General features: G+C 72.9%; 24 protein-coding genes, 1 tRNA gene and 1 pseudogene. 11 read left to right on the top strand and 15 right to left on the bottom strand.

From position 1 onward, the window contains the following. Positions 1 to 70: 70 nt before the first annotated feature. From ACZ5D2_RS00280 to ACZ5D2_RS00250, 7 genes are all read left to right on the top strand, one after another. Complete coding sequence (locus ACZ5D2_RS00280) at positions 71 to 409, top strand: antibiotic biosynthesis monooxygenase family protein (RefSeq protein WP_371677552.1); 339 nt, start codon at positions 71 to 73, stop codon at positions 407 to 409. After that, positions 393 to 1,286: an amidohydrolase family protein gene (locus tag ACZ5D2_RS00275; protein ID WP_371677551.1), complete on the top strand. Its 894-nt coding sequence runs from the start codon at positions 393 to 395 to the stop codon at positions 1,284 to 1,286. The genes ACZ5D2_RS00280 and ACZ5D2_RS00275 overlap by 17 nt, the downstream gene beginning before the upstream one ends. A gap of 69 nt (positions 1,287 to 1,355) precedes the next feature. Beyond that, entirely contained in the window at positions 1,356 to 2,123 is a 768-nt protein-coding gene (locus tag ACZ5D2_RS00270) for a response regulator transcription factor (protein ID WP_371677550.1), read from the top strand. Next, on the top strand, positions 2,123 to 3,649 hold the full coding sequence (locus ACZ5D2_RS00265; protein WP_371677549.1) for a sensor histidine kinase: 1,527 nt from the start codon (positions 2,123 to 2,125) through the stop codon (positions 3,647 to 3,649). The genes ACZ5D2_RS00270 and ACZ5D2_RS00265 overlap by 1 nt, the downstream gene beginning before the upstream one ends. Before the next feature lie 25 nt (positions 3,650 to 3,674). Further along, positions 3,675 to 5,015 carry a bifunctional glycosyltransferase family 2/GtrA family protein gene (locus ACZ5D2_RS00260; RefSeq protein WP_468926108.1) on the top strand — a complete coding sequence of 447 codons (1,341 nt, stop codon included), beginning with the start codon at positions 3,675 to 3,677 and terminating at the stop codon, positions 5,013 to 5,015. Continuing rightward, positions 5,012 to 7,123: a glycosyltransferase family 39 protein gene (locus ACZ5D2_RS00255; RefSeq protein ID WP_468926105.1), complete on the top strand. Its 2,112-nt coding sequence runs from the start codon at positions 5,012 to 5,014 to the stop codon at positions 7,121 to 7,123. Before ACZ5D2_RS00260 ends, ACZ5D2_RS00255 begins: the two co-directional genes overlap by 4 nt. A gap of 90 nt (positions 7,124 to 7,213) precedes the next feature. Continuing rightward, positions 7,214 to 7,867 carry a TetR/AcrR family transcriptional regulator gene (locus ACZ5D2_RS00250; RefSeq protein ID WP_371677546.1) on the top strand — a complete coding sequence of 218 codons (654 nt, stop codon included), beginning with the start codon at positions 7,214 to 7,216 and terminating at the stop codon, positions 7,865 to 7,867. 76 nt (positions 7,868 to 7,943) lie between these two features. On the opposite strand, the pseudogene ACZ5D2_RS00245 reads toward ACZ5D2_RS00250, so the two are convergent. Together ACZ5D2_RS00245 and ACZ5D2_RS00240 are read right to left on the bottom strand one after the other, a co-directional pair. After that, positions 7,944 to 9,512: pseudogene (locus ACZ5D2_RS00245) on the bottom strand (MDR family MFS transporter); the annotation flags it as partial. A gap of 82 nt (positions 9,513 to 9,594) precedes the next feature. Beyond that, positions 9,595 to 10,029 (bottom strand): MarR family winged helix-turn-helix transcriptional regulator, encoded by a 435-nt coding sequence (locus ACZ5D2_RS00240; protein WP_371677545.1) that lies wholly within the window; start codon positions 10,027 to 10,029, stop codon positions 9,595 to 9,597. Between the two features lie 117 nt (positions 10,030 to 10,146). On the opposite strand from ACZ5D2_RS00240, the gene ACZ5D2_RS00235 reads away from it, so the two are divergent. Beyond that, positions 10,147 to 10,371: a hypothetical protein gene (locus ACZ5D2_RS00235; protein WP_371677544.1), complete on the top strand. Its 225-nt coding sequence runs from the start codon at positions 10,147 to 10,149 to the stop codon at positions 10,369 to 10,371. A gap of 6 nt (positions 10,372 to 10,377) precedes the next feature. On the opposite strand, the gene ACZ5D2_RS00230 is transcribed toward ACZ5D2_RS00235, so the two are convergent. The 10 genes from ACZ5D2_RS00230 to ACZ5D2_RS00185 all read right to left on the bottom strand — a co-directional run bounded on the left by ACZ5D2_RS00230 (position 10,378) and on the right by ACZ5D2_RS00185 (position 17,201). Continuing rightward, complete coding sequence (locus tag ACZ5D2_RS00230) at positions 10,378 to 11,265, bottom strand: hypothetical protein (RefSeq protein ID WP_468926100.1); 888 nt, start codon at positions 11,263 to 11,265, stop codon at positions 10,378 to 10,380. 73 nt (positions 11,266 to 11,338) lie between these two features. Continuing rightward, complete coding sequence (locus tag ACZ5D2_RS00225) at positions 11,339 to 12,187, bottom strand: RNA polymerase sigma factor SigF (protein WP_266840480.1); 849 nt, start codon at positions 12,185 to 12,187, stop codon at positions 11,339 to 11,341. A 233-nt stretch (positions 12,188 to 12,420) separates the two neighbouring features. Continuing rightward, entirely contained in the window at positions 12,421 to 13,308 is an 888-nt protein-coding gene (locus ACZ5D2_RS00220) for an RNA polymerase sigma factor SigF (protein ID WP_356212042.1), read from the bottom strand. Between the two features lie 207 nt (positions 13,309 to 13,515). Beyond that, positions 13,516 to 13,677: a hypothetical protein gene (locus ACZ5D2_RS00215; protein WP_266840481.1), complete on the bottom strand. Its 162-nt coding sequence runs from the start codon at positions 13,675 to 13,677 to the stop codon at positions 13,516 to 13,518. Between the two features lie 410 nt (positions 13,678 to 14,087). Beyond that, positions 14,088 to 14,378 carry a hypothetical protein gene (locus tag ACZ5D2_RS00210; protein WP_266840482.1) on the bottom strand — a complete coding sequence of 97 codons (291 nt, stop codon included), beginning with the start codon at positions 14,376 to 14,378 and terminating at the stop codon, positions 14,088 to 14,090. A gap of 86 nt (positions 14,379 to 14,464) precedes the next feature. After that, positions 14,465 to 14,549: transfer RNA gene (locus ACZ5D2_RS00205), tRNA-Ser, on the bottom strand. A 70-nt stretch (positions 14,550 to 14,619) separates the two neighbouring features. Continuing rightward, the gene (tadA, locus tag ACZ5D2_RS00200) at positions 14,620 to 15,048 is read right to left on the bottom strand and encodes a tRNA adenosine(34) deaminase TadA (RefSeq protein ID WP_371681210.1); all 429 of its coding nucleotides are present in this window, start codon (positions 15,046 to 15,048) and stop codon (positions 14,620 to 14,622) included. Between the two features lie 62 nt (positions 15,049 to 15,110). Next, a complete protein-coding gene (locus ACZ5D2_RS00195) occupies positions 15,111 to 15,659 on the bottom strand; it encodes a tRNA adenosine deaminase-associated protein (RefSeq protein ID WP_371677542.1) in 549 nt (182 codons plus the stop codon). Between the two features lie 195 nt (positions 15,660 to 15,854). Then, positions 15,855 to 16,082: a hypothetical protein gene (locus ACZ5D2_RS00190; protein ID WP_371677541.1), complete on the bottom strand. Its 228-nt coding sequence runs from the start codon at positions 16,080 to 16,082 to the stop codon at positions 15,855 to 15,857. Between the two features lie 117 nt (positions 16,083 to 16,199). Beyond that, positions 16,200 to 17,201 (bottom strand): universal stress protein, encoded by a 1,002-nt coding sequence (locus ACZ5D2_RS00185; RefSeq protein WP_371677540.1) that lies wholly within the window; start codon positions 17,199 to 17,201, stop codon positions 16,200 to 16,202. Positions 17,202 to 17,420: 219 nt separating this feature from the next. Between ACZ5D2_RS00185 and upp the strand changes: the two genes are divergently transcribed. Next, positions 17,421 to 18,056 carry a uracil phosphoribosyltransferase gene (gene upp / locus ACZ5D2_RS00180; protein WP_371677539.1) on the top strand — a complete coding sequence of 212 codons (636 nt, stop codon included), beginning with the start codon at positions 17,421 to 17,423 and terminating at the stop codon, positions 18,054 to 18,056. 58 nt (positions 18,057 to 18,114) lie between these two features. Here upp and ACZ5D2_RS00175 read toward each other — a convergent pair whose 3' ends face one another. After that, the gene (locus ACZ5D2_RS00175) at positions 18,115 to 18,789 is read right to left on the bottom strand and encodes a LytR C-terminal domain-containing protein (protein WP_371677538.1); all 675 of its coding nucleotides are present in this window, start codon (positions 18,787 to 18,789) and stop codon (positions 18,115 to 18,117) included. Between the two features lie 79 nt (positions 18,790 to 18,868). Next, complete coding sequence (locus ACZ5D2_RS00170; RefSeq protein ID WP_008740979.1) at positions 18,869 to 19,165, bottom strand: type II toxin-antitoxin system VapB family antitoxin; 297 nt, start codon at positions 19,163 to 19,165, stop codon at positions 18,869 to 18,871. An 88-nt stretch (positions 19,166 to 19,253) separates the two neighbouring features. On the opposite strand from ACZ5D2_RS00170, the gene ACZ5D2_RS00165 reads away from it, so the two are divergent. Beyond that, the gene (locus ACZ5D2_RS00165; RefSeq protein WP_371677537.1) at positions 19,254 to 20,825 is read left to right on the top strand and encodes a helicase HerA-like domain-containing protein; all 1,572 of its coding nucleotides are present in this window, start codon (positions 19,254 to 19,256) and stop codon (positions 20,823 to 20,825) included. 124 nt (positions 20,826 to 20,949) lie between these two features. Further along, the gene (opcA, locus tag ACZ5D2_RS00160) at positions 20,950 to 21,882 is read left to right on the top strand and encodes a glucose-6-phosphate dehydrogenase assembly protein OpcA (protein ID WP_371677536.1); all 933 of its coding nucleotides are present in this window, start codon (positions 20,950 to 20,952) and stop codon (positions 21,880 to 21,882) included. Here the strand turns inward: opcA and ACZ5D2_RS00155 are convergent. Beyond that, positions 21,831 to 22,304 carry a cupin domain-containing protein gene (locus tag ACZ5D2_RS00155; RefSeq protein WP_468926089.1) on the bottom strand — a complete coding sequence of 158 codons (474 nt, stop codon included), beginning with the start codon at positions 22,302 to 22,304 and terminating at the stop codon, positions 21,831 to 21,833. The two genes, opcA and ACZ5D2_RS00155, sit on opposite strands and share 52 nt — an antisense overlap. Positions 22,305 to 22,365 lie beyond the last annotated feature (61 nt).

Below are 22,365 nucleotides of genomic sequence, written 5' to 3'. Positions count from 1 at the left end.
TGGATCCCTTTGGCCTTCCGGGGCTGTTTGCGGTGGACATGCCGGGGGCCGTCCGCCGAGGGTGGAGGGCATGAGCATCCAGCCCGTTCAGGCGTTCGAACCGCCTTATGTCATGGCCGTATTCAGCAACGTCCGCACCCCCGACGAGAGCGGATACCCCGAGACCAATGCCCGGATGAACCAGCTCGTCGCCGACAACCCCGGCTTCCTCGGCTACGAGTCCGCGCGCACCCCCGGAGGCCTCGGGATCACCGTCGCCTACTTCCGCGACCACGAGTCCCTGGGCGTGTGGCGGGAGGACATGGAACACCAGGCGGCGATGAAGCAGGGCCGCGCCCACTGGTACGAGAGCTACACCCTGCACGTCGCGACCGTAGAGCGGAGCCACGGCTTTGCCCGCAACGGCTGAGACGCTCCGCGCCTTCCGTGAGCGGCTCGGACTGCCCGGACTGGTCGACGTGCACACGCACTTCATGCCCGAGCGGGTCCTGACCAAGGTCTGGGACTACTTCGACGGATTCGGCCCGCTCACCGGGATCCCGTGGCCCATCACCTACCGGCACGAGGAGGAGCAGCGGGTCGCGCTGCTGCGGGAGTTCGGGGTCCGGGCCTTCACCTCCATGCTCTACCCGCACAAGCCCGCGATGGCCGCCTGGCTCAACTCCTGGGCCGCGGACTTCGCCGCCCGCACGCCCGGCTGTCTGCACACCGCCACCTTCTTCCCCGAGGAGGACGCGGCGGCGTACGTGCGGCGGGCCGTGGAGGGCGGGGCCCGCGTCTTCAAGGCGCACCTCCAGGTCGGCGGGTACGACCCGAACGACGAGCGGCTGGACGCGGTGTGGGGGCTGCTGGCCGAGGCCGGGATCCCGACCGTGATCCACTGCGGCTCCGGCCCCGTGGCGGCCAAGTACACCGGTCCGGGGCCCGTCGGCCGGCTGCTGGAGCGCACGCCCGGCCTGCGGCTGATCATCGCCCACATGGGCATGCCCGAGTACGTCGACTTCCTCGACCTGGCCGACCGTCACCCCGGCGTCCTCCTCGACACCACGATGGTCTTCACCGACTTCTCCGAGCGGCTCAACGGCTTCCCGCCCACGGAGCTCGGACGGCTCGCGGACCTCGGGGACCGGATCCTGCTGGGCACCGACTTCCCGAACATCCCCTACCCCTACGAGCACCAGCTCCAGGCCCTCGAACGCCTCGGCCTCGGCGACGACTGGCTGCGGGCCGTCTGCCACGACAACGGCGCCCGCCTGTTCGGGCTCGGGCCGGCCCCCGTTTCCTGAGCGGCGTTTCTCAGGAGATTCACAGGAAGGGGCAAGAACGCTCTCAGAGGCGGCGCCCAACGTGAAGTCATGACTGCGACGACCACCTCCCACGCGTCCACGTCCACCGGCACCCCGACGGCCCTGGTACGGCCCGACGGCGGCCCCTGCCGGGTCCTCGTCGTCGACGACGAGGCCTCGCTCTCCGAGCTGCTGTCCATGGCCCTGCGCTACGAGGGCTGCGAGGTCCGCAGCGCCGGCGACGGAGCCGGCGCGGTACGGGCCGCGCGGGAGTTCCGCCCCGACGTCGTGGTCCTCGACATCATGCTTCCCGACATGGACGGGCTGGCCGTCCTCGGCCGGCTGCGCCGTGAGATCCCGCAGGTCCCGGTGCTGTTCCTGACCGCCAAGGACTCCGTCGAGGACCGGATCGCCGGCCTGACGGCGGGCGGCGACGACTACGTCACCAAGCCCTTCAGCCTGGAGGAGGTCGTCGCCCGGCTGCGCGGTCTGGTCCGCCGCTCCGGCGCCGCCCAGGCGGCCCGGGGCGGCTCGGTCCTGACCGTCGGGGACCTGAGCCTCGACGAGGACAGCCACGAGGTGGTGCGCGGAGGCCAGGAGGTCCACCTCACCGCCACCGAGTTCGAGCTGCTGCGCTACCTGATGCGCAACCCGCGCCGGGTGCTCAGCAAGGCGCAGATCCTGGACCGGGTGTGGTCCTACGACTTCGGCGGCCAGGCCAACGTCGTCGAGCTCTACATCTCCTACCTGCGCCGGAAGCTGGAGGGCGGCACCGGACTGCCCCCGATGATCCACACCCGGCGCGGCGCCGGCTACCTGATCAAGCCGGCCGAGTAGTGGCCCTGCGCCCGCCCCTGCTCCGCCGCCGCTGGTCCCTGCGGACCCGGCTCGTCGTCTCGGCGGTGGCGCTGATCGCCGTCGTGGGGGCGGCCATCGGCACCGTCACCACCCTCGCGCTGCGCTCGTACCTGGTCGACCGGCTCGACGAGCAGCTGAGCGTCTCCCTGGACATGGCCTTCCGCGGCCCCGGCGCGGGGAAGGCGGCCCGCGAGAACAGCCTCGGCTTCGTCCTGGCCCCGGGCAACCCGACCGGCACCGCGGGGATCCGCCTCGGCCCCGACGGCAAGGTCCTCGCCTCCGGGCTCAGCTCCTCCGGCGACGGCTCCCCGCTCGACCACGTCCGCCCCCTCGACGAGACCCAGTCCCAGGCCCTCCTCGCCGCCGCCCGCCGAGCCGCACACGGCCGCCCCGGGCCGGTGGAGGCGGAGCTGCCGGGACTCGGCGGCTACCGGGTGCGCAGCGCCGCCGACGGCAGCCTGGTCCTCGCCATCCCGCTCCGCGACGTCGACCGTACGGTCGGCACCCTCGTCGGGGTCGAGGTCTCCGTCACCCTCGCCGGGCTGATCGCCGCCTCCCTCGCCGGACAGGCCCTGATCGGGGTCGCCCTGCGCCCGCTGCGCCGGGTCGCCGCCACCGCCACCCGCGTCTCCGAACTCCCCCTGCACAGCGGCGAACCCGACCTGCACGAGCGGGTGCCCGACGCCGAGGCCGACCCCCGCACCGAGGTCGGCCAGGTCGGCGCCGCCCTCAACCGGATGCTGGGCCACGTCTCCTCCGCGCTCACCGCCCGCCAGCAGAGCGAGACGCGGGTCCGCCAGTTCGTCGCCGACGCCAGCCACGAGCTGCGCACCCCACTGGCCTCCATCCGGGGATACGCCGAACTGACCCGCCGGGGACGCGAGGAGCCGGGCCCCGACACCCGGCACGCACTGGGCCGGATCGAGTCCGAGGCCACCCGGATGACCGGTCTGGTCGAGGACCTCCTCCTGCTCGCCCGCCTCGACGCGGGCCGCCCGCTGTCCACCGCCGACACCGACCTGGCCCCCCTCGTCGTCGACGCCGTCAGCGACGCGCGGGCCGCCGGGCCCGACCACCACTGGCACCTGGCCCTGCCCGACGAGCCCGCGCCCGTACGGGCCGACGCGGCCCGGATCCAGCAGGTCCTGGTGAACCTCCTCGCCAACGCCCGCACCCACACCCCGCCCGGCACCACCGTCACGGCCCGTGTTTCACGTGAAACATCCGCCGTCCGGCTCCGCGTCGAGGACGACGGCCCCGGCATCCCGCCCGAGCTCCTGCCCCACGTCTTCGAGCGCTTCGCCCGGGGGGACGCCTCCCGCTCCCGCGCCGCCGGCTCCACGGGCCTCGGCCTCGCCATCGTGCAGGCCGTCGTCTCGGCGCACGGCGGGCGGGTCGAGGTGCACAGCGCGCCGGGCCGCACCGCCTTCGAGGTCGCGCTGCCCCTCGCCCCCGGCCCGGCAGGGGACTCACAGACGGGGCACAGGCTCACCACACAGCGGTGACAGCGCGTCCCGCGAGGGTCGGAGCATGTCAACCGACGCCTCTCCAGGGGCCCTGCCGGCCCGGGCGCCCCTCGCGCTCCGGCCCGGTGTGCCCGTACTCGACGTGGTGATCCCGGTCTTCAACGAGGAGGAGGACCTCGGCCCGTGCGTGCACAGGCTGCACGCCCACCTCACCCGCACCTTCCCGTACCCCTTCCGCATCACCGTCGCCGACAACGCGAGCACCGACCGAACCCCCGAGGTCGCCGCCGGCCTCGCCCGGGACCTCGCTGAGGTGCGCAGCACGCGGCTGGAGGAGAAGGGCCGTGGCCGCGCCCTGCGCACCGTGTGGAGCCGGTCGGAGGCGCCCGTCCTCGCGTACATGGACGTGGACCTCTCCACGGACCTGAACGCGGTGCTGCCGCTGGTGGCCCCGCTGATCTCCGGCCATTCCGACCTGGCCATCGGGACCCGGCTGGCCCGCTCCTCGCGGGTGGTGCGCGGAGCGAAACGGGAGTTCGTCTCCCGGGCCTACAACCTGCTGCTGCGTTCCTCCCTCGCCGCCCGCTTCAGCGACGCCCAGTGCGGGTTCAAGGCGATCCGGCGTGAGGTGGCCGAGCGGCTGCTGCCGCTGGTGGAGGACTCCGGCTGGTTCTTCGACACCGAGCTGCTCGTGCTCGCCGAGCGGGCCGGGCTGCGGATCCACGAGGTGCCGGTGGACTGGGTCGACGATCCCGACTCCAGCGTGCACCTCGTACGCACCGCCGCCGAGGACCTCAAGGGGGTCTGGCGGGTGGGGCGGGCGCTGGCCGTCGGGGCGCTGCCGCTCGACCGGCTCGCCCGCCCCTTCGGAGACGATCCGCGCGACCGCGGCGCCCTGCCGGGGGTGCCGCGCGGACTGGCCCGGCAGCTGCTCGGGTTCTGCGCCGTCGGCGTGCTGAGCACCCTGCTCTACCTGCTGCTCTACTCCGCGCTGCGGGAAGCGGCCGGACCGCAGGGGGCGAACGCCGCCGCGCTGCTGCTGTGCGCCGTCGCCAACACCGCCGCCAACCGCCGGCTGACCTTCGGGGTGCGCGGGCGGGCCCGTGCGGTGCGCCACCAGGCCCAGGGGCTCGTGGTGTTCGGCATCGGGCTGGCCCTGACCAGCGGGTCCCTCGCCGCCCTCGGAGCGGCCACCGCGGAGCCGGCCCACGGCACCGAGCTGGCCGTGCTGATCACCGCCAACCTCGCCGCCACCGTGCTCCGGTTCCTGCTGTTCCGCGCCTGGGTCTTCCCGGAACCGCGCGACGGCCGCCCCGGCCCGCGCGACGGCCGCCCCGGGGCCCCGGGCGCCCCCGGGAAGCCGGCCGCCCCCACCATCCCCACGACGACCGAGGAGGGTCCGTGACCACGGCCGCGCTTCCGCTCTTCCCACCCGCCGCCCCCGTTCCCGCCACCGCGCACGGCGCGGCCACCCGGCCCCGCTGGGAACGGCCCGCGTACGCCGCCCTGCTGCTGGCCACCACCGTGCTCCTGCTCTGGGACCTGGGCGCCTCCGGCTACGCCAACTCCTTCTACTCCGCCGCCGTACAGGCGGGCTCCGAGAGCTGGAAGGCCTTCTTCTTCGGCTCCTCCGACGCCGCGAACTCCATCACCGTCGACAAGCCCCCGGCGGCCCTGTGGCCGATGGCGCTGTCGGTACGGCTCTTCGGGCTCGGCGCCTGGCAGATCCTGGTCCCGCAGGCCCTGATGGGCGTCGCCACCACCGCCGTGCTGTACGCGGCCGTACGCCGCCAGTTCGGCCCGGCGGCGGCCCTGCTCAGCGGCACCGCCTTCGCGCTGACCCCCGTCGCCGCCCTGATGTTCCGCTTCAACAACCCCGACGCGCTGCTCACCCTGCTGCTGACCGTCACCGTGTACTGCGTGCTGCGCGCCCTCGAAGGGGCCCACACCCGGTGGCTGGTCTGGGCCGGCGTCGCGGTCGGCCTCGGCTTCCTGACCAAGACCCTCCAGGCGTTCGTGATCCTGCCGCCGCTCGCCGTCCTCTACGCCGTCTGCGCGCCGACGCGGCTGCGCCGGCGCCTGGGGCAGCTGCTGCTGGCCGGACTGGCCGCGCTGGCGGCCGGCGGCTGGTGGGTGGCCGTGGTGGAGTGGTGGCCCGCCGACTCCCGCCCGTACATCGGCGGTTCGCAGCACAACTCCTTCCTGGAACTGACCTTCGGCTACAACGGCCTCGGCCGGATCAGCGGCAACGAGACGGGCAGCGTCGGCGGAGGGGGCGCGGGCGGCCCGGGCGGGGGCGGCTGGGGGCAGACCGGAATCGACCGGCTCTTCTCGGGCGACATCGGAGGCCAGATCTCCTGGCTGCTGCCCGCGGCCCTGGTGCTGCTGGTGGCCGGGCTGGCCGTCACCTGGCGGGCCTCCCGGGCCACGGACACGCTGGAGGGCATGGCCCGCGCGGCCTTCCTCGCCTGGGGCGGCTCCCTGCTGATCACGGCCGTGGTCTTCAGCTGGATGCAGGGCATCTTCCACGAGTACTACACCGTCGCCCTCGCGCCCTTCGTGGCGGCGCTGGTGGGCATGGGCGTGTCCGTGCTGTGGGAGGAGAGGGGCGGCCGCGCCGCCGCCCTCACCCTCTCCGGGACCCTCGCGCTGACCGCGTGGTGGGCCTTCGTCCTGCTCGGCCGTTCCGCCGGGTACCTGCCCTGGTTGCGCTGGACGGTGCTGGTCGCGGGGCTCGGGGCGGCCGCGGCGCTGCCGTTCGCGGCCCGGCTGGGACGCCGGGCGCTGCTCGGGGCCGCGGCCGTCGGGCTCTTCGCGGCGCTGGCGGGCCCGTTCGCGTACTGCCTGACCACGGTGGGCACCGGCCACACGGGCTCCATCGTGACCGCCGGTCCTGCGGTGGCGGGCGGCCGGGGCGGGTCCGGGGGACCGGGCGGCATGCCGGGACGCTTCGCCCCCGGCGGGGAGGCACCACCCCAGGGGATGCCGCAAGGGATGCCGCAGGGCGTGCCGGGCCCGATGCCGGGCCGGATGCCGGGCGCAGGGGGGACGCAGGGCGGACCCGGCGGACCCGGTGGGCAGGAGGCCCGGGGCGGCCGGGGCGGTTCCGGTGGCCAGGGCGGTCCCGGCGGGCTGCTGGGCGGGACCCGGGTCGGTGCGCAGGCCACGGCCGCGCTGCGCTCCGACGCCTCCCGCCACACCTGGGCGGCGGCGGCCATCGGCTCGCAGAACGCGGCGAGCTACCAGCTGGCCTCGGGCGTTCCCGTGATGGCGGTCGGCGGCTTCAACGGCAGCGACCCCTCCCCGACCCTGGAGCGGTTCCAGGAGTACGTGAAGGCCGGGAGGATCCACTGGTTCATCGCCCGCGGCGACGGCGCGGCGGGCCGCGGCGGCGGTCCGGGCGGGGCCGCGGGCAGCGCCATCGAGGAGTGGGTGAAGGGCGCCTTCAAGGCCACCACCGTGGGCGGAGCCACCTTCTACGACCTGACGGCTCCCTCGACCGGCTCGTCCTGATCTCACCTCCACGGAGGGGTGACCCCCTAGCATCAAGAGGGCGGACCGGGCATTCCGGGCTGATCCCCTTGTGGCGAGGAGGGTGCCTCCATGGCGACCGAGGCCGATCCGGGCGGGACCAGGACCAGTGTGTGGCTGGCCGTCAGGCCCGCCGTACCCGCCAGACGCCGCAGCGAGGCACCGTCGGGGCTGGACCGGGACAGGATCACGGCCGCCACCGTGCGCCTGCTCGACGCCGAGGGCCTGGGCCGGTTCTCCATGCGGCGCCTGGCCGCCGAACTCGGGGTCACCGCGATGTCCCTGTACTGGTACGTGGACACCAAGCACGACCTGCTCGAACTGGCTCTGGACAGCGCGCTGGGCCAACAGCGGCTGCCGGCCGGGCCGCCCCCGCGGGAGGCCTGGCCGGGACGGCTGCGGACCCTCGCCTGCGGGTACCGGCGGCTGCTGGCGGAGCATCCGTGGGTGGCCCCGCTGAGCGTGGCCTACCCGAACATCGGCCCGCACGCGAGGGCCTTCGACGCCGCGCTGCAGCGGCTGCTGGACGCCACCGGCCTGGTGGACCCCGGCCGGACGGGAGCGCACCTGGCGGTCTCCCAGTTCCTGAACGGCTGTGGGCTGAGCGGCTGCGGCGGTACGGTCCGGCGGGCGCCGGACGCGGACTTCGGTCTGGCCCTCGACGTCCTGATCGCGGGGATCGAGGCGAAGGCCGGGGGCCGGGCCCCGGGCCTGCGCCCCCGGTGACCGGAGCCGGACGTGAGGGAGGCGCGGACGGAGCACGAGTGCCCCGTCCGCGCCTCCCTCACGGTCACTGCCGGGCCGCGCCCTCCGCCGCCGCGGCCGGTGCCGGGGCCTCCGTGGGGCCCTCGGCGGCCGGGGCGTGGGCGGCCGGCCTCGACTTCAGCGCGACCTCCTTGATGAAGACCACCAGCACCAGGGCGAGCAGCGCGAACGGGGCGGCGTAGAGGAAGACGTCGCCGACGCCGTGCCCGTACGCGGACTCGATGACCGTGCGGAACGGTGCGGGCAGCTTGTCGAGGTCGGGGATCCCGCCCCCGCCGGTGCCGCCGTGGCCCATGGCGGCGGCCTTCGGTCCGAGCTCGGCCAGGCCTTCCTTGACGTAGTGGGTGACCCGGTTGGCCATGACCGCGCCGAGCGCCGAGACGCCCACGGCGCCGCCGAGCGAGCGGAAGAAGGTGACGACCGAGCTGGCGGAGCCGAGGTCCTCGGGGGCCACTTGGTTCTGGGTGGCGAGGACCAGGTTCTGCATCATCATGCCGAGGCCGAGGCCGGTCAGCGCCATGAAGATCGCGATGTGCCAGTAGGCGGTGTCGTAGCGCAGGGTGCCCAGCAGACCGAGGCCGGCGCTCAGCAGCACGCCGCCGGAGACCAGCCAGGCCTTCCACTTGCCGGTCTTGGTGATGATCTGGCCGGAGACGGTCGAGGAGACGAAGAGGCCGCCGATCATCGGGATGGTCAGGATGCCCGACATGGTGGGGGACTCGCCCCGGGCCAGCTGGAAGTACTGGCTGAAGAAGACCGTGCCGGAGAACATCGCGATGCCGACGAAGAGCGAGGCGGCCGAGGCCAGGCTGATGGTCTTGTTGCGGAAGAGGCGCAGCGGGATGATCGGGTCGCTCGCGCGGGACTCGACGAGGACGAAGAGCAGGCCCAGCACCAGGGCGCCGCCGGTCATCGCCCAGGTCTGCCAGGAGATCCAGTCGTACGAGGTGCCGGCCTGGGTGACCCAGATCAGCAGCAGGGACACGGCGCCGCTGATGAGGAAGGCGCCCAGCCAGTCCACCTTGACCTCGCGGCGGACCACCGGGAGGTGCAGGGTCCGCTGGAGGACGATCAGGGCGATGACCGCGAAGGGCACGCCGACGTAGAAGCACCAGCGCCAGCCGAGCCAGTCGGTGTCGGTGATGACGCCGCCGAGGAGCGGGCCGCCGACGGTGCCGACGGCGAAGACCGCGCCGAGGTAGCCGCTGTAGCGGCCGCGCTCGCGCGGGGAGATCATCGCGGCCATCACGATCTGGGCCAGGGCGGAGAGGCCGCCGACGCCGATGCCCTGGACCACGCGGCAGGCGATGAGCGTCCCGGTGTTCTGGGACAGGCCCGCCACGACGGAGCCGAGGACGTAGATGACCAGGGATATCTGGACGAGCAGCTTCTTGCTGAAGAGGTCGGAGAGCTTGCCCCAGAGGGGGGTCGCGGCCGTCATCGACAGCAGGGCGGCGGTGACGACCCAGGTGTAGGAGGACTGGGTGCCGCCGAGATCGCTGATGATCTTGGGCAGGGCGTTGGAGACGATCGTGGAGGACAGGATCGCCACGAACATGCCGAGCATGAGCCCGGACAGCGCCTTCATGATCTGGGCGTGGGTCATGGGTGCGCCGTCGGACGTGGTCTCCGACCGGCCGCCTCCCCGCACACCGTGGGGTGTGGTCGTAGCCATGGGTTTCCTTTGTCTAGAAGCTCGATCGGAGTCGGGCCAGCAGGGTGTTGAGCGTGTCGATGTCTTCGGACGGCCAGTCGGCGAGCGCCTTCTCCAGCGCGTCCGTGGAGCGGGCGCCGAGCTCGCCGAGCACGGCACGGCCCGCGGTGGTGAGCCGCAGGATCCGGCAGCGGCCGTCGCCCGGGTCGGTCTCCCGCTCGATCCAGCCGCGGGCCGCCAGGTGGGCGACGTGGCGGCTCGACACGGAGATGTCGACGGCCATGAACTCGGTGAGCCGGCTGAGCCGCATCTCGCCGTGCCGGTCCAGCACGGTGAGGACGGCGGCGGCGCCGGGCGGGCAGTCGGGGGGCAGGATCCGGGCCAGGTCGCGGCGGACCGCTCCGATGCCGGTGAGCTGGCGGGCCAGCTCCTCGTACCGGGTGGTGCTCTGCGCCGCCTGCGTGGTCACGGGACCGCCCCCATCTCGTTGCTTCAGGCAACCATAGAATCAAATGGTTGCTACAGGCAAATGAAACTGGGGGGTGCGGCGGTAAAGGAATCGGAAAACCCGTTAAGGTCCTGAGCCATGGCTGCGAACCACAACTCACCTGACCCCGAGGGTGCCTACGACCCCGCGGGCAGCACCCAGATGTTCCGCGCGTTCGTGGAGGAGGCCGAGCCGGCCCGAACCCCGTCCGTGCCGGGCGCGCGCCGGCGTCCGAAGGAGTCCGGCTCCGGGGCGGGCGTGTGGCTGGCCGTCGGCCTCGGCCTGCTGGTCGTGGTCGGCGTGGCCCTGTGGATCGTCGGCTAGCGGGGGCTATCCGTAGGTGGCCGTGACGTTCCGGGTGTCCACGTGCATGCCCAGGGGCACCCGCCAGGACTCCACGCAGACCGTGTAGGTCTGCGTCCTCGACGTGCCGCCCGCTATGGGGGCGGGCAGTGGCTGGCTGGTGGTGACGGTGGCCCAGTCGATGCCGAGCGCGCCGATGACGTGCGTCGCGAAGGTGACCGTCCCCGAACGGGCTGCCGTGGAGCCGGTGTTGGTGAAGGTCACCGTGACGCGCTCGCACCAGCGCTCGGACGCGGCCGCGCGGGCCGGGGCGCTCAGCGTGAGCCGGGCCGGGGTGGCCGGCGGCGGTGGCGGCGGGGTGCCGGGCTTCGTGCCGGGAGGGGTGGGCGGGGTCGGCGTGCCCGGGGTGCCGGGTGGGATCGAACCGCCACCGGAGCCGCCGCCCGAGCCGCCCGAACCCGAGCCGCCCGAACCTGAGCCGCCCGAACCTGAGCCACCCGAACCTGAGCCACCCGGTCCGCCCGATCCGCCCGCAGCGCCCGAGCCCGGGGTGCCGCCCCCGCCGGAGCCGCCCGTGCCCGCGCCCCCGGAGGCGTCCGGGACGGTCGGGGTGCCGGGGCCGGAGGCGGAGCCGCCGGGGGTCGCCGCCGTCGCTCCGCCCGGGGCGGAGCTCCCGCCGGGCCGGTCCCCGGACGGGCCCGGCGCCGTCGCGGAGGGCGCGGAGCCGGGCGGCAGGGCCTGGAACTCGACCCCGCCCCGGGGTGCCACGTTCTCTCCCGAGCCCCGCTCGGGGCCGGGGGCGGCCGCGCCCAGGGCGACGTAGCCGTCCCGTGCCGGGCCGCCGCAGCCCGCGAGGGCGGCGGCGGCCGCGGCGCACAGGGTGAGGGCGAGCGCCGTGCGGGATCCCGTTCGCATCGCGCCAGTTTTCCTGACGGGATGTCAAATGTGAACCCCGCGGCCTCCGCTCAGTGCCCGGACCGGCCCCGGATCACTCCCCGATCAGGCCGACGCGCAGCTGCGCGAGCGTCCGCGTCAGCAGTCGGGAGACGTGCATCTGGGAGATGCCGACCTCCTCGCCGATCTGCGACTGGGTCATGTTCGCGAAGAAGCGCAGCATGATGATCTGCCGCTCCCTGGGCGGGAGTTTGGCGAGCAGCGGCTTGAGCGACTCCCGGTACTCCACCCCTTCGAGCGCGGTGTCCTCGTACCCGAGGCGGTCCGCGAGCGAGCCCTCGCCGCCCTCGTCCTCGGGGGAGGGCGAGTCGAGCGAGGAGGCGGTGTAGGCGTTGCCGACGGCGAGGCCGTCGACTACGTCCTCCTCGGAGACGCCGAGCACGGCCGCCAGTTCCGGCACGGTCGGGGACCGGTCCAGCTTCTGGGCGAGCTCGTCGCTGGCCTTGGTCAGCGCCAGGCGCAGCTCCTGGAGCCGGCGCGGGACGCGGACGGACCAGGAAGTGTCTCGAAAGAATCGTTTGATCTCGCCCACGACGGTCGGCATGGCGAACGTCGGGAACTCCACACCGCGTTCGCAGTCGAACCGGTCGATCGCCTTGATCAGGCCGATGGTGCCGACCTGGACGATGTCCTCCATCGGCTCGTTGCGGCTGCGGAACCGGGCCGCCGCGTAGCGCACCAGCGGCAGGTTCAGCTCGATCAGGGTGTCGCGTACGTACGCCCGTTCGGGGCTGTCCGCGTCCAGTGCGGCCAGTCGCTGGAAGAGGGAGCGGGAGAGGGTCCGGGTGTCGATGGCTTCCGAGCGGTTGTGTGCCGCGGGTGCTGCCGGCACCTCACGCTTGACGAGCGTGAGCACCTTGGAGCTGCCCTGGTCTACGGACATGCCACCCCCTTGAGGTCGCGGACGGTCGCGCTTCTCTGCGCGCCCGTCGGAGGAACGCAGCCTCCACCTGAATACCGGAGGCGGGGCTGCGGCAAACGCGGTTCCAGCAGAATGTCACATGTCGGCAACACGCTGTAGCGTCATGTCGACAAGTATCTCCAGCGACAGACCACCGACCGAGCGGAATGAGCCGGTTCTGTAGGGAAACGCTGGAACGCCTCCACCCGATCCGGTTAAGCCTCGATCCTGTTTGCGGATCTCAGACGGGCGAAGCTCCTCGCGAGCAGCCGCGACACGTGCATCTGGGAGACCCCCAGCTCGGCGCTGATCTGCGACTGCGTGAGGTTGTTGTAGTACCGCAGGAGCAGGATCCGCTGCTCGCGCTCGGGCAGCTGCACCAGCAGGTGGCGCACGAGGTCGCGGTGTTCGACCCCGGCCAGCTCCGGGTCCTCGTAGCCGAGCCGGTCGAGCAGGCCGGGCATCCCGTCGCCCTCCTGGGCGGCTTCCAGCGAGGTCGCGTGGTAGCTGCGGCCGGCCTCGATGCAGGACAGCACCTCGTCCTCGCTGATCCGCAGCCGCTCGGCGATCTCCGGGGTGGTCGGGGTCCGGCCGTGGAGGGTGGTGAGGTCCTCGGTGGCGGCGTTGACCTGCACCCACAGCTCGTGGAGGCGGCGCGGGACGTGGACGGTGCGGACGTTGTCCCGGAAGTACCGTTTGATCTCGCCGACCACCGTGGGCATCGCGAAGGTGGGGAACTGGACCCCGCGCTCCGGGTCGAACCGGTCGATCGCGTTGATCAGGCCGATGGTGCCGACCTGGACCACGTCCTCCATCGGCTCGTTGCGGCTGCGGAAGCGGGCGGCCGCGTAACGGACGAGCGGGAGGTTCGCCTCGATCAGGGCCCCGCGTACCCGCTCGTGCTCCCTGGTGCCCGGCTGGAGGCCCTTCAGCTGCCCGAAGAGGACCTGGGTGAGGGCCCGGGTGTCGGCTCCCCGGCTCTGCGGCCGCGGGGCGACCGGAGGGGAGGGGGGCTCCTCGTGCGGCTCCGCGCGGGGCTCCTGCGGGTGGGGCACCTGGGGGTCCTGCTGGGGTGGCACCTGAGGCGCAGTACTGGCCGGCACGGTCACGCCACCCTTTCGGTCAACTATCCGTCAAAAGCGGTCATAGCATCACAAGACAGGTGCACTGTGCGCAAGCACCGTATATCGCCGTGTTGAGGGCAAGTTGGGCATATCAGGGCGTTATGTTCGAATAGCGGGAATACAAAAGACCCCCCACCCGTCGGAGTGGGGGGCCGGGAAGTCCGGAAACCGCTTCAGCGTACGGGTTCAGCTCACCAGTTCGGTGATGAACTCGCCGATGCCGGAGGCCGCGTCCGACAGGCCCTGGAAGCCGATTCCCACCATCTCGGCGGCCCGCTTCGGCTGAGTGATGATCACGAAGAGTACGAACACGGTGAGGACGCCCGTGATGAGCTTCTTGGTGTCCATGAACGGTGTCGGCCTCCCCAACCGGTACTGCAAAGTCGGTGGAGTCTAACCGGTCAAGTTGTGGCACTCACCTGTCCTTTATGGACCAATGACCCGGCGGAACGGGCCTTTTGCCGTTGAGTGCCGGGTTGCGCGGGGCGCAGGATTGGGGGGAGCCCACCGGTTCTGGCAGGAAATCGGTGGGCGAGGGACAGGGCCTCACTGCGGGGTCCGAGCCGCGAGCTTCCCCCCTGACCGCGGCTCGGGCTAGTAGGTCTCGTCCTCATCGGGGGAAGTGGCTTGTCCCCCCGATGCCACTTCCCCCGTTCCAACGTCGAAGGTCCCGGCTCCGGCCGGGGCCTTCTTCGTGTGCCGCCGTGCCGCCGTGCCGCCGTTCCGGTGCGCCAGTGTGCCGTCGTGTCCGGGTGCGGCTATTCGAGGCCGCCGGCGAGGTCCGTGAGCGGCTGGACGGGTGCGATCAGGGGCGCGAGCTGGTTCGGCAGCTCCATCAGCTGGTTGAGCTGGTTGGCCCCCGCGCTGAGCTTCGAGCCGATCTCCTGGACGGAGCGCGGCTGGGCGCCCGCCGGCATGTCCGGGGTGGCCGTCGGCAGGTCCGGGAGGGTGAGGGGGGCGAGGCCCGCGGCGGAGGCGGCGGGTGCGGCGAGGCCCGCGGCGGCCCCCGCGAGGGCGATGGCGGCGAGGATGCGCTGGGTCTTGTTCATGCCGTGACAACGGCCGAGCGGTCGGCCGGTCACGGCGGGCATGCGCGAGAGCCCCGGTTCGTACGAACCGGGGCTCTCGTCAAGGGCGGTAGTGGAGGGATTTGAACCCCCGATGGGTTGCCCCATACTCGCTTTCGAGGCGAGCTCCTTCGGCCACTCGGACACACTACCGAGATAGATCCTAGCCGATGGCGGGGAGTGCTTTGCAACTCGGGACCGAGTGGCCCTCCTCACCGTCCCCTCACAGCTCGCGGAAGAACTCCGTCAGCTGCAGCGCGCACTCCTGCTCCAGCACCCCGCGGATCACCTCGGGGCGGTGGTTGAGCCTGCGGTCGCGCACGAGGTCCCAGAGCGACCCCGCCGCGCCCGCCTTCTCGTCCCCCGCGCCGTAGACGACCCGGGCCACCCGCGCCTGCACGAGCGCCCCCGCGCACATCACGCACGGCTCCAGGGTCACCACGAGGGTGCACCCCGGAAGCCGCCACTCCCCGAGCCGGGCGGCCGCCCGGCGCAGCGCCAGTACCTCGGCGTGCGCCGTGGGGTCGCCCGTGGCCTCCCGCTCGTTGTGGCCGGAGGCGAGGAGCTCCCCGGCCGGGCCGAGCACGACGGCACCGACCGGCACATCGCCGGCCGGTACCGCCAGAGCGGCCTCCGCCATCGCCAGGCGCATGTGGTCGCGCCAGGGATCCCGGACGGGATCGGGGTCGTACGGGGCGTTGTGCACGGTGATCACTAGCGGACGGCCTCCAGTACCTCGGTGGCGCCGAGGGCGTCGGCGATCTCCGAGAGGGCGTCTCCGTCGAGGGACATCAGTTCCTTGTGGCCGACCCCGAGGTCGTCCAGCAGCCGGGGGTCGCCGAGCGGACCGGCCGGGACCGGCTCGGCGCCGGATCCCACCTCGTCGTCCGCGTCGTCGCCCTCGTCCGTGAACGCGGCGATCGGTTCGTCCTCGCCGTCCTCGGTACCGTCCAGGTCCAGTTCGTCGAGTTCGTCGTCGTCCTCGTCGTTGCCCAGCAGCTCCTTGGTCAGCATCGAGCCGTAGGAGCTGCGGTCGGCGGCGGAGGCGTTCGACACGTAGTACCGGGGGTCCTCCTCCCCGTCCACGCGGACGACGCCGAACCAGGCGTCCTCCTGCTCGATGAGGGCGACCACCGTGTCGTCGTCGACAGCGGCGGCACGGGCGAGATCGATCAGATCACTGAGGGACTCGACGTCGTCGAGTTCCAGGTCGCTCGCTTCCCACCCGTCTTCGGTGCGCGCGAGCAGTGCGGCGAAATACACCGTGACTCTCCCACTGGTCATAGGCGTGCCGGTTGGAGGTCCCCCCGGCCGGAGGTTGGGGTCCGCAACGGCCGTGACGCTCGCCGGTCCGCACCCCGCCCAATCGGCATCGTGGCAGAAACAGCGGCTTTGCGAGAGGTCTTCGGCGCGGCGGCCGTGTCGCGGCGCCGGTCGCGGTGACGGCCGTCCGGCCGATCACCAACGGAATGTGCGCATCCGCATCTGCTGGCGCATCCGGGCCGCACGGGCGCGCCGGGGCTGGACCCGGTCGCGCAGTTCCCGGGCCTCGTTCAGGTCGCGCAGGAACTGGGCGCGCCGTGCCCTGCGCTGCGCCGCCGTCTCCGGAGCCTCGTACGCCTCGGTGCCGTTCCCCGCGGTGCTCCCGTCGCTCGCGTCGGTCTCGTTCGTCTGCGTGTCGGGCATCGGCCACCACCCACGGCTGGTCCGGTCGTCCTCCTCCGCCGGCGCGAAGCAGTCCCCCCGCTCCCACCTTCCCCCGGTCGGCGCGTTTGATGCCACCCCTCGCCAGGTCGGCCCAGGTCAGGCGTCCTCGTCGGGGTGGAGGGCCGGGACGACGGCCACGGGTCCGTGCGCGTGCTGGAGGACCGCGTGCGCCACGGATCCCATCAGCAGCGACCGCCGGCGCGGGTGGTGGCGGCCCACCACGACCAGGGCCGCCGTCCGGGACGCTTCCACCAGCCGTCCGGCGGCGTCCCCGGGCACCGCGGCCTGCTCGACGGGCACGTCCGGATAGCGGGCGCGCAGCGGGGCGAGGCGCTCCGTCTGGGAGCGCAGCATCTCCCGTTCGGCGGGTACGGCGTCCCCGTCGTCGGCGAGCGCCTCGGGCGGGATCACCTGGAAGGGACTGTCGATCACCAGGTTCGGGCCGGGCGGGAGGGCGTACGCGGAGACCACCTGGACGGTGGTCCCCCGCGCGGCGGCCTCGGCGAACGCGAAGTGCACCACGTCCTCGGGCGTCTCCGCGGCGTGCAGCCCGAGCACCACCCGGCCGGCGGAGGCCCCGGCGCCGTACGGGTCCGTTCCGTGCGGGCCGTCGCCGTGCGGGCCGTCGCCGTGCGCGTCGGCCGGGGGCGCGTCGCGGTCCGCGTGCGGGACGACCACGACGGGGCAGGTCGCGCTGGTGGCGACGGCCCTGCTGTTGGAGCCGAGCAGCAGGGTGGCGAACCCGCCGCGCCCGCGGGAGCCCATCACCAGCATGGCCGGCGCGGCCTCGGCGGCGATGACCCGCAGGGCTTCCGGCACGGAGCCCTCCAGGGCCTCGTAGCGGACCTCCCGGGGCAGCTCCGGGGCGGCTTCCAGGACGCCGCGCACGTAGTCGCCCACGGGGTCGGCGAACCGCTTCGGCTGGTTCGGGTCGTGCAGGGAGGAGCGGCGGCCCGCGTACAACTGGGAGACGTCGGGCAGTACATGGGCGACCAGCAGACCGGTGCCGCGGCACAGGGCGGCCGTACGGGCCCACTCCAGGGCCCGCAGGCTGTGGTCGGATCCGTCGACGGCCGCGATCACCGGTGGGTTGCTCACCAGTCAAGGGTGCTGGGCGGCGCGGCGCGGCGCACGTCGGGCCGCGACGCCCGCCGATACCGGGCGCGGGCGCCGTCGGGGACGCGCGGGGACGCGCGGGGGTCCTGCCAACGCGTAGCCTTTTGGCAGTGGGTCGCGAACAGGCGGCCGTTTTCGCAGGTAGCAGGGTCGCAGGTCGCAGATCGCAGGTCGAAGCCCGGCTGAGTCTTGGAGGATGTTGTGCGTTTGCAGGTCGTCGATCACCCCTTGGTGGCGCACAAACTCACCACACTGCGCGACAAGCGCACCGACTCCCCCACCTTCCGTCGGCTCGCCGACGAGCTGGTGACGCTCCTCGCCTACGAGGCCACCCGCGACGTGCGCACGGAGCAGGCGGACATCGACACCCCGGTCGGCCCGACCACCGGCGTCAAGCTGTCGCACCCGCGCCCGCTGGTCGTGCCGATCCTGCGCGCCGGTCTCGGCATGCTGGACGGCATGGTGCGGCTGCTGCCGACCGCCGAGGTGGGCTTCCTGGGCATGGTCCGCAACGAGGAGACCCTGGAGGCCTCCACGTACGCGACGCGCATGCCCGAGGACCTCTCCGGGCGCCAGGTCTACGTGGTCGACCCGATGCTGGCCACCGGCGGCACGCTGGTCGCCGCGATCCAGGAACTCATCAAGCGCGGCGCCGACGACGTGACCGCCGTGGTGCTGCTGGCCGCGCCCGAGGGCGTCGAGGTCATGGAGCGCGAGCTCGCGGGCACGCCGGTGACGGTGGTGACGGCCGCCGTGGACGAGCGGCTCAACGAGCACGGCTACATCGTGCCGGGCCTGGGAGACGCGGGCGACCGCATGTACGGCTCGGCGGAGTAGGCCGCACGCGGTATTCGGGCGGGGCGGGCGGGCGGCCGGTGGGTCCGGGCCGCCCGCCTCAGCACTTCCCGGCGGGTGCGGGTGCCGGGTTGGCCAGGGCGGCCAGTGCCTTGTCCGCGTCCGCCTTCGGGGTGAGCTCCTTGAAGGAGTCGCCCAGGATCAGGTCGATGTCCGTGCCCTCGCGGGTATCGGTCTGGGTGGTGACCCCGGTGAGCTGGGCCGCGAGGACGGAGTACGCCGCCTTGTCGGTCCGCGGGGAGCCGAGCAGTATCCCGGCGCCGGGGACCTTCTTGTCGAAGTCGGCGGGGGCGTTGCCGACCTGGCCGATGACGAAGCCGCGTTTCTCCAGCTCGTCGCGGACCGCCTTGGCGAGCCCCGCGCGCGGGGTCGCGTTGTAGATGTTGACCGTGATCTGGCCGGGCTGGGGGAGTGCGACCGCAGGGGTGGCGGAGGGGGCCGCGCCGGGACCGGTGTTACCGGCCTTGGCAGCCTTGGCGGGGGTGGCGGAGGCCGTGGGGCAGTCCTTGCCGGCCACCGCGTTCCGCTTGCCGCCGTCGCCTCGGAACACGTCGATGAGCTGCAGTGCCCCGTAACCGAGCAGGGCCAGCGCGAGGACCGATCCGAGCAGGGCGAGCACGACCTTGCGGCGTCGCCGGGGACGGCTCATGCGGGGGTAGGCAGCTCCCGTGATGCGGTACTTTCCGCCCATGCCGGGGGGAGTGAGCATGCTCATGGGCGCAGCGTAGTGCCGTACCGGAACGATGCCTACTAAATGATCTGTTGATCGGGTAAGGCTGACCCGAAAGGCGCAATCAGTCCATTTCCAGGACGCGTGCGTGCAGCACCTGACGCTGCTGGAGCGCCGCGCGCACGGCGCGGTGCAGCCCGTCCTCCAGGTACAGGTCGCCCTGCCACTTCACGACGTGCGCGAAGAGGTCGCCGTAGAAGGTGGAGTCCTCGGCGAGCAGCGTTTCGAGGTCCAGCTGCCCCTTGGTCGTCACGAGCTGGTCGAGCCGGACCGGGCGCGGGGCGACGTCCGCCCACTGCCGGGTGGTTTCCCTGCCGTGGTCGGGGTACGGCCGCCCGCTTCCGATGCGCTTGAAGATCACACGGAAAGCCTACCGGGCCCGCGCCTCCGGGCGCAGCCTCGCTCCGTCGGTGCAAAAGTGGCGGACAGGGCTATTTCGGGAGTGATGCATGAGTCAGAGCACCGACCCCGCCGTTCAGATCGCCGCCGGGTACGCCTTCACCGGCCCCGCGCTCGAACTCGGCGCCCTGCTCTGGGACGGCGCCTGCCTGCCGGACCGGCAGATCCGCATCCCGCTGTCGATGCTCAACCGGCACGGCCTGGTCGCCGGAGCCACCGGCACCGGCAAGACCAAGACCCTGCAGCTGATCGCCGAACAGCTCTCCGCCAACGGCGTGCCCGTCTTCCTCGCCGACATCAAGGGCGACGTCTCGGGCATCTCGGCGCCCGGCACCGAGAACGACCGGGTCCGGGAGCGGGCCGCCGACGTCGGCCAGGAGTGGGAGGCCACCGGCTGCCCGAGCGAGTTCTACGCGCTGGGCGGGATCGGCGCCGGCATCCCCGTCCGGGCGACCGTGACGGCCTTCGGCCCGGTGCTGCTGTCCAAGGTGCTCCAGCTCAACCAGACGCAGGAACAGTCCCTCGGCCTGATCTTCCACTACGCCGACAGCAAGGGACTGGAGCTGATCGACCTCAAGGACCTCCGGGCCGTCGTCGCCTTCCTCGTCTCCGACCAGGGAAAACCCGAACTCAAGGGAATCGGCGGACTGTCCACGGTGACCGCCGGGGTGATCCTGCGGGCCCTGACCGCCTTCGAGCAGCAGGGCGCCGGCGAGTTCTTCGGCGAGCCCGAGTTCGACACGGGCGAGTTCCTGCGCACCTCCGCCGACGGCCGCGGGATGGTCTCCGTACTGGAACTCCCGTCGGTGCAGGACAAACCGCAGCTGTTCTCCACCTTCCTGATGTGGCTGCTGGCCGACCTCTACGCCGACCTGCCGGAGGTCGGCGACGTGGAACGGCCCAAGCTGGTGTTCTTCTTCGACGAGGCGCACCTGCTGTTCAACGGCGCGTCCAAGGCCTTCCTGGAGTCCATCACCCAGACCGTGCGCCTGATCCGCTCCAAGGGCATCGGCGTGTTCTTCGTGACGCAGACCCCCAAGGACGTACCGGCGGACGTGCTGGCGCAGCTCGGCAACCGGGTGCAGCACGCCCTGCGCGCCTTCACCCCCGACGACGCCAAGGCCCTCAAGGCCACCGTGAAGACCTTCCCGCGCTCCGCCTACGACCTGGAGGAGCTGCTCACCGGGCTCGGCACCGGCGAGGCCGTCATCACGGTGCTCAGCGAGAACGGCGCCCCCACGCCGGTCGCCGCGACCCGGCTGCGCGCCCCGCGGTCGCTGATGGGTCCGATCGATCCGGCGGCCCTGGACCACGCGGTGAAGTCCTCCCCGCTGTACTCGCGCTACGCGGAGCCGGTCGACCGCGAATCGGCCTACGAGAAGATCAGCGCCGAACAGGCGGCCGCGGAGGCCGAGGCGGAGGCGGCCGCCGCGGCGGCGGAGGCCGAGAAGCAGGCCAAGGAGGCGGCGAAGGCGGCCCGCAACGCCCCGAAACCGGAGCCCTCGCTGGCCCAGCAGGTGGTGGGGAGCGGACTGTTCCGCTCGCTGGCCCGTTCGGTCGGCACGCAGCTGGGCCGTGAGATCTCCCGCTCCCTCTTCGGCACGGCCAAGCGCCGGCGCTGACCGGGCCCGCCGCGGGTCCGGACGCGGGTCCGGTCGCGGCCCCGGTGGCGTTCCGGACACGGGTCCAGGCGAAATCGAGCGAACCGGGTGCCCGCCGCCCGCCCGGCGCTGACAGACTCGGGGCATGCGGACCGAACTGACCGACACCACGTCCAGCAAGATCGCCCGAGCGATGCTCGCCGCACGCCGAGCCATCGGCAGCCCCACGATGGGGCTGGTCCTGACGCTCCTCGTGGTCACCGACGAGGAGAACGCCTACGACGCCGTGCGCGCGGCCTCCGAAGCCTCCCGCGAGCACCCCTGCAGGATCATCGCCGTGATCAAGCGGACCTCGCGCGGTCCGCAGCGGCGGCACCGGACCCGCCTCGACGCCGAGCTGCGCGTCGGCTCGGACGCCGGGTCCGGGGAGATCGTGCTGCTGCGCCTGCACGGCGACCTCACCTCGCAGGCGGGCTCGGTCGTGCTGCCGCTGCTGGTGCCGGACGCGCCCGTGGTGGCGTGGTGGCCCGCCGAGGCCCCCGCCGACCCGGCCCGCGACGACCTGGGCCGCCTCGCGCAGCGCCGCATCACCGACTCCCAGGCGGCCGCCGACCCGGTCGGCGTACTGGCCGGCCGCGCCGCCTCGTACGCCCCCGGGGACACCGACCTGGCCTGGACCCGGCTCACGCCGTGGCGCTCGCTGCTGGCCTCCTCCTTCGACCAGAAGGCGCTCCCGGTCACGGGCGCGGCGGTGGAGAGCGAGGGCGACAACGCGAGCGCCGAGCTGCTGGCGCGCTGGCTGGAGGACCGGCTGGGGGTGCCCGTGGAGCGGGTCGCCAGCGAGGGGCCGGTCATCACCCGGGTCCGGCTGGAGACGACCGCCGGGGAGGTACGGGTCGACCGGCCGGCCGGGGTCCTGGCGCAGCTGGTGCTGCCGGGGTGGCCGGACCGGAAGGTCGCCCTCAAGATCCGCAGCAGCGCCGAGCTGCTCGCGGAGGAGCTGCGCTGGCTCGGCGCCGACGAGGTCTACGCCTCGGCGCTGCGGGTGCGGCCGGCCCAGGCCTCGCTCTCCGCGTAGTGGTTGTCGTAGGTGGGCTGGCTGTCGATGATGTCCTGCACGGTGGCCTCGCCCGCCCGCACCCGGCCCAGGAGCCGGTAGTAGTCGAAGCGCCCCATGCCGGGCGTGAAGCCGACGAAGACCTCGGCCGTCTGCCCGGCGGCCGGGGCGAAGGCGTGCTTCACACCGGGGGCGATGGTGATGAAGTCGCCCTTGGACAGGGTGTGGACCTCGTCGCCGACGAGGACGTCGAGCTGTCCGTCGGTGACGTGGAAGAACTCCGTGGCCTTGGTGTGGAAGTGCACCGGGGCACCGGCCGCGCCGACCTCGAAGCTCGCCGTGTTGCAGGTGAGCTCGTCGGTGTCGGTGAGCAGGGTGATCAGGCTGCCGGGGCCGTCGGAAATGATCTCGGCGGTAGCGGCGCGGGTCAGGTTGTCGGTCATCTCGCGAGCCTACGCGGGGCCGCTTCCCCGGGGCGGAGCCGTGACCGGAGTCTGTCAACTC

Source organism: Streptomyces sp. NPDC031479, assembly GCF_055581065.1.
Note: the sequence above shows the minus strand (reverse complement) of the source record. Positions and strands in the feature narration are given on the sequence as shown.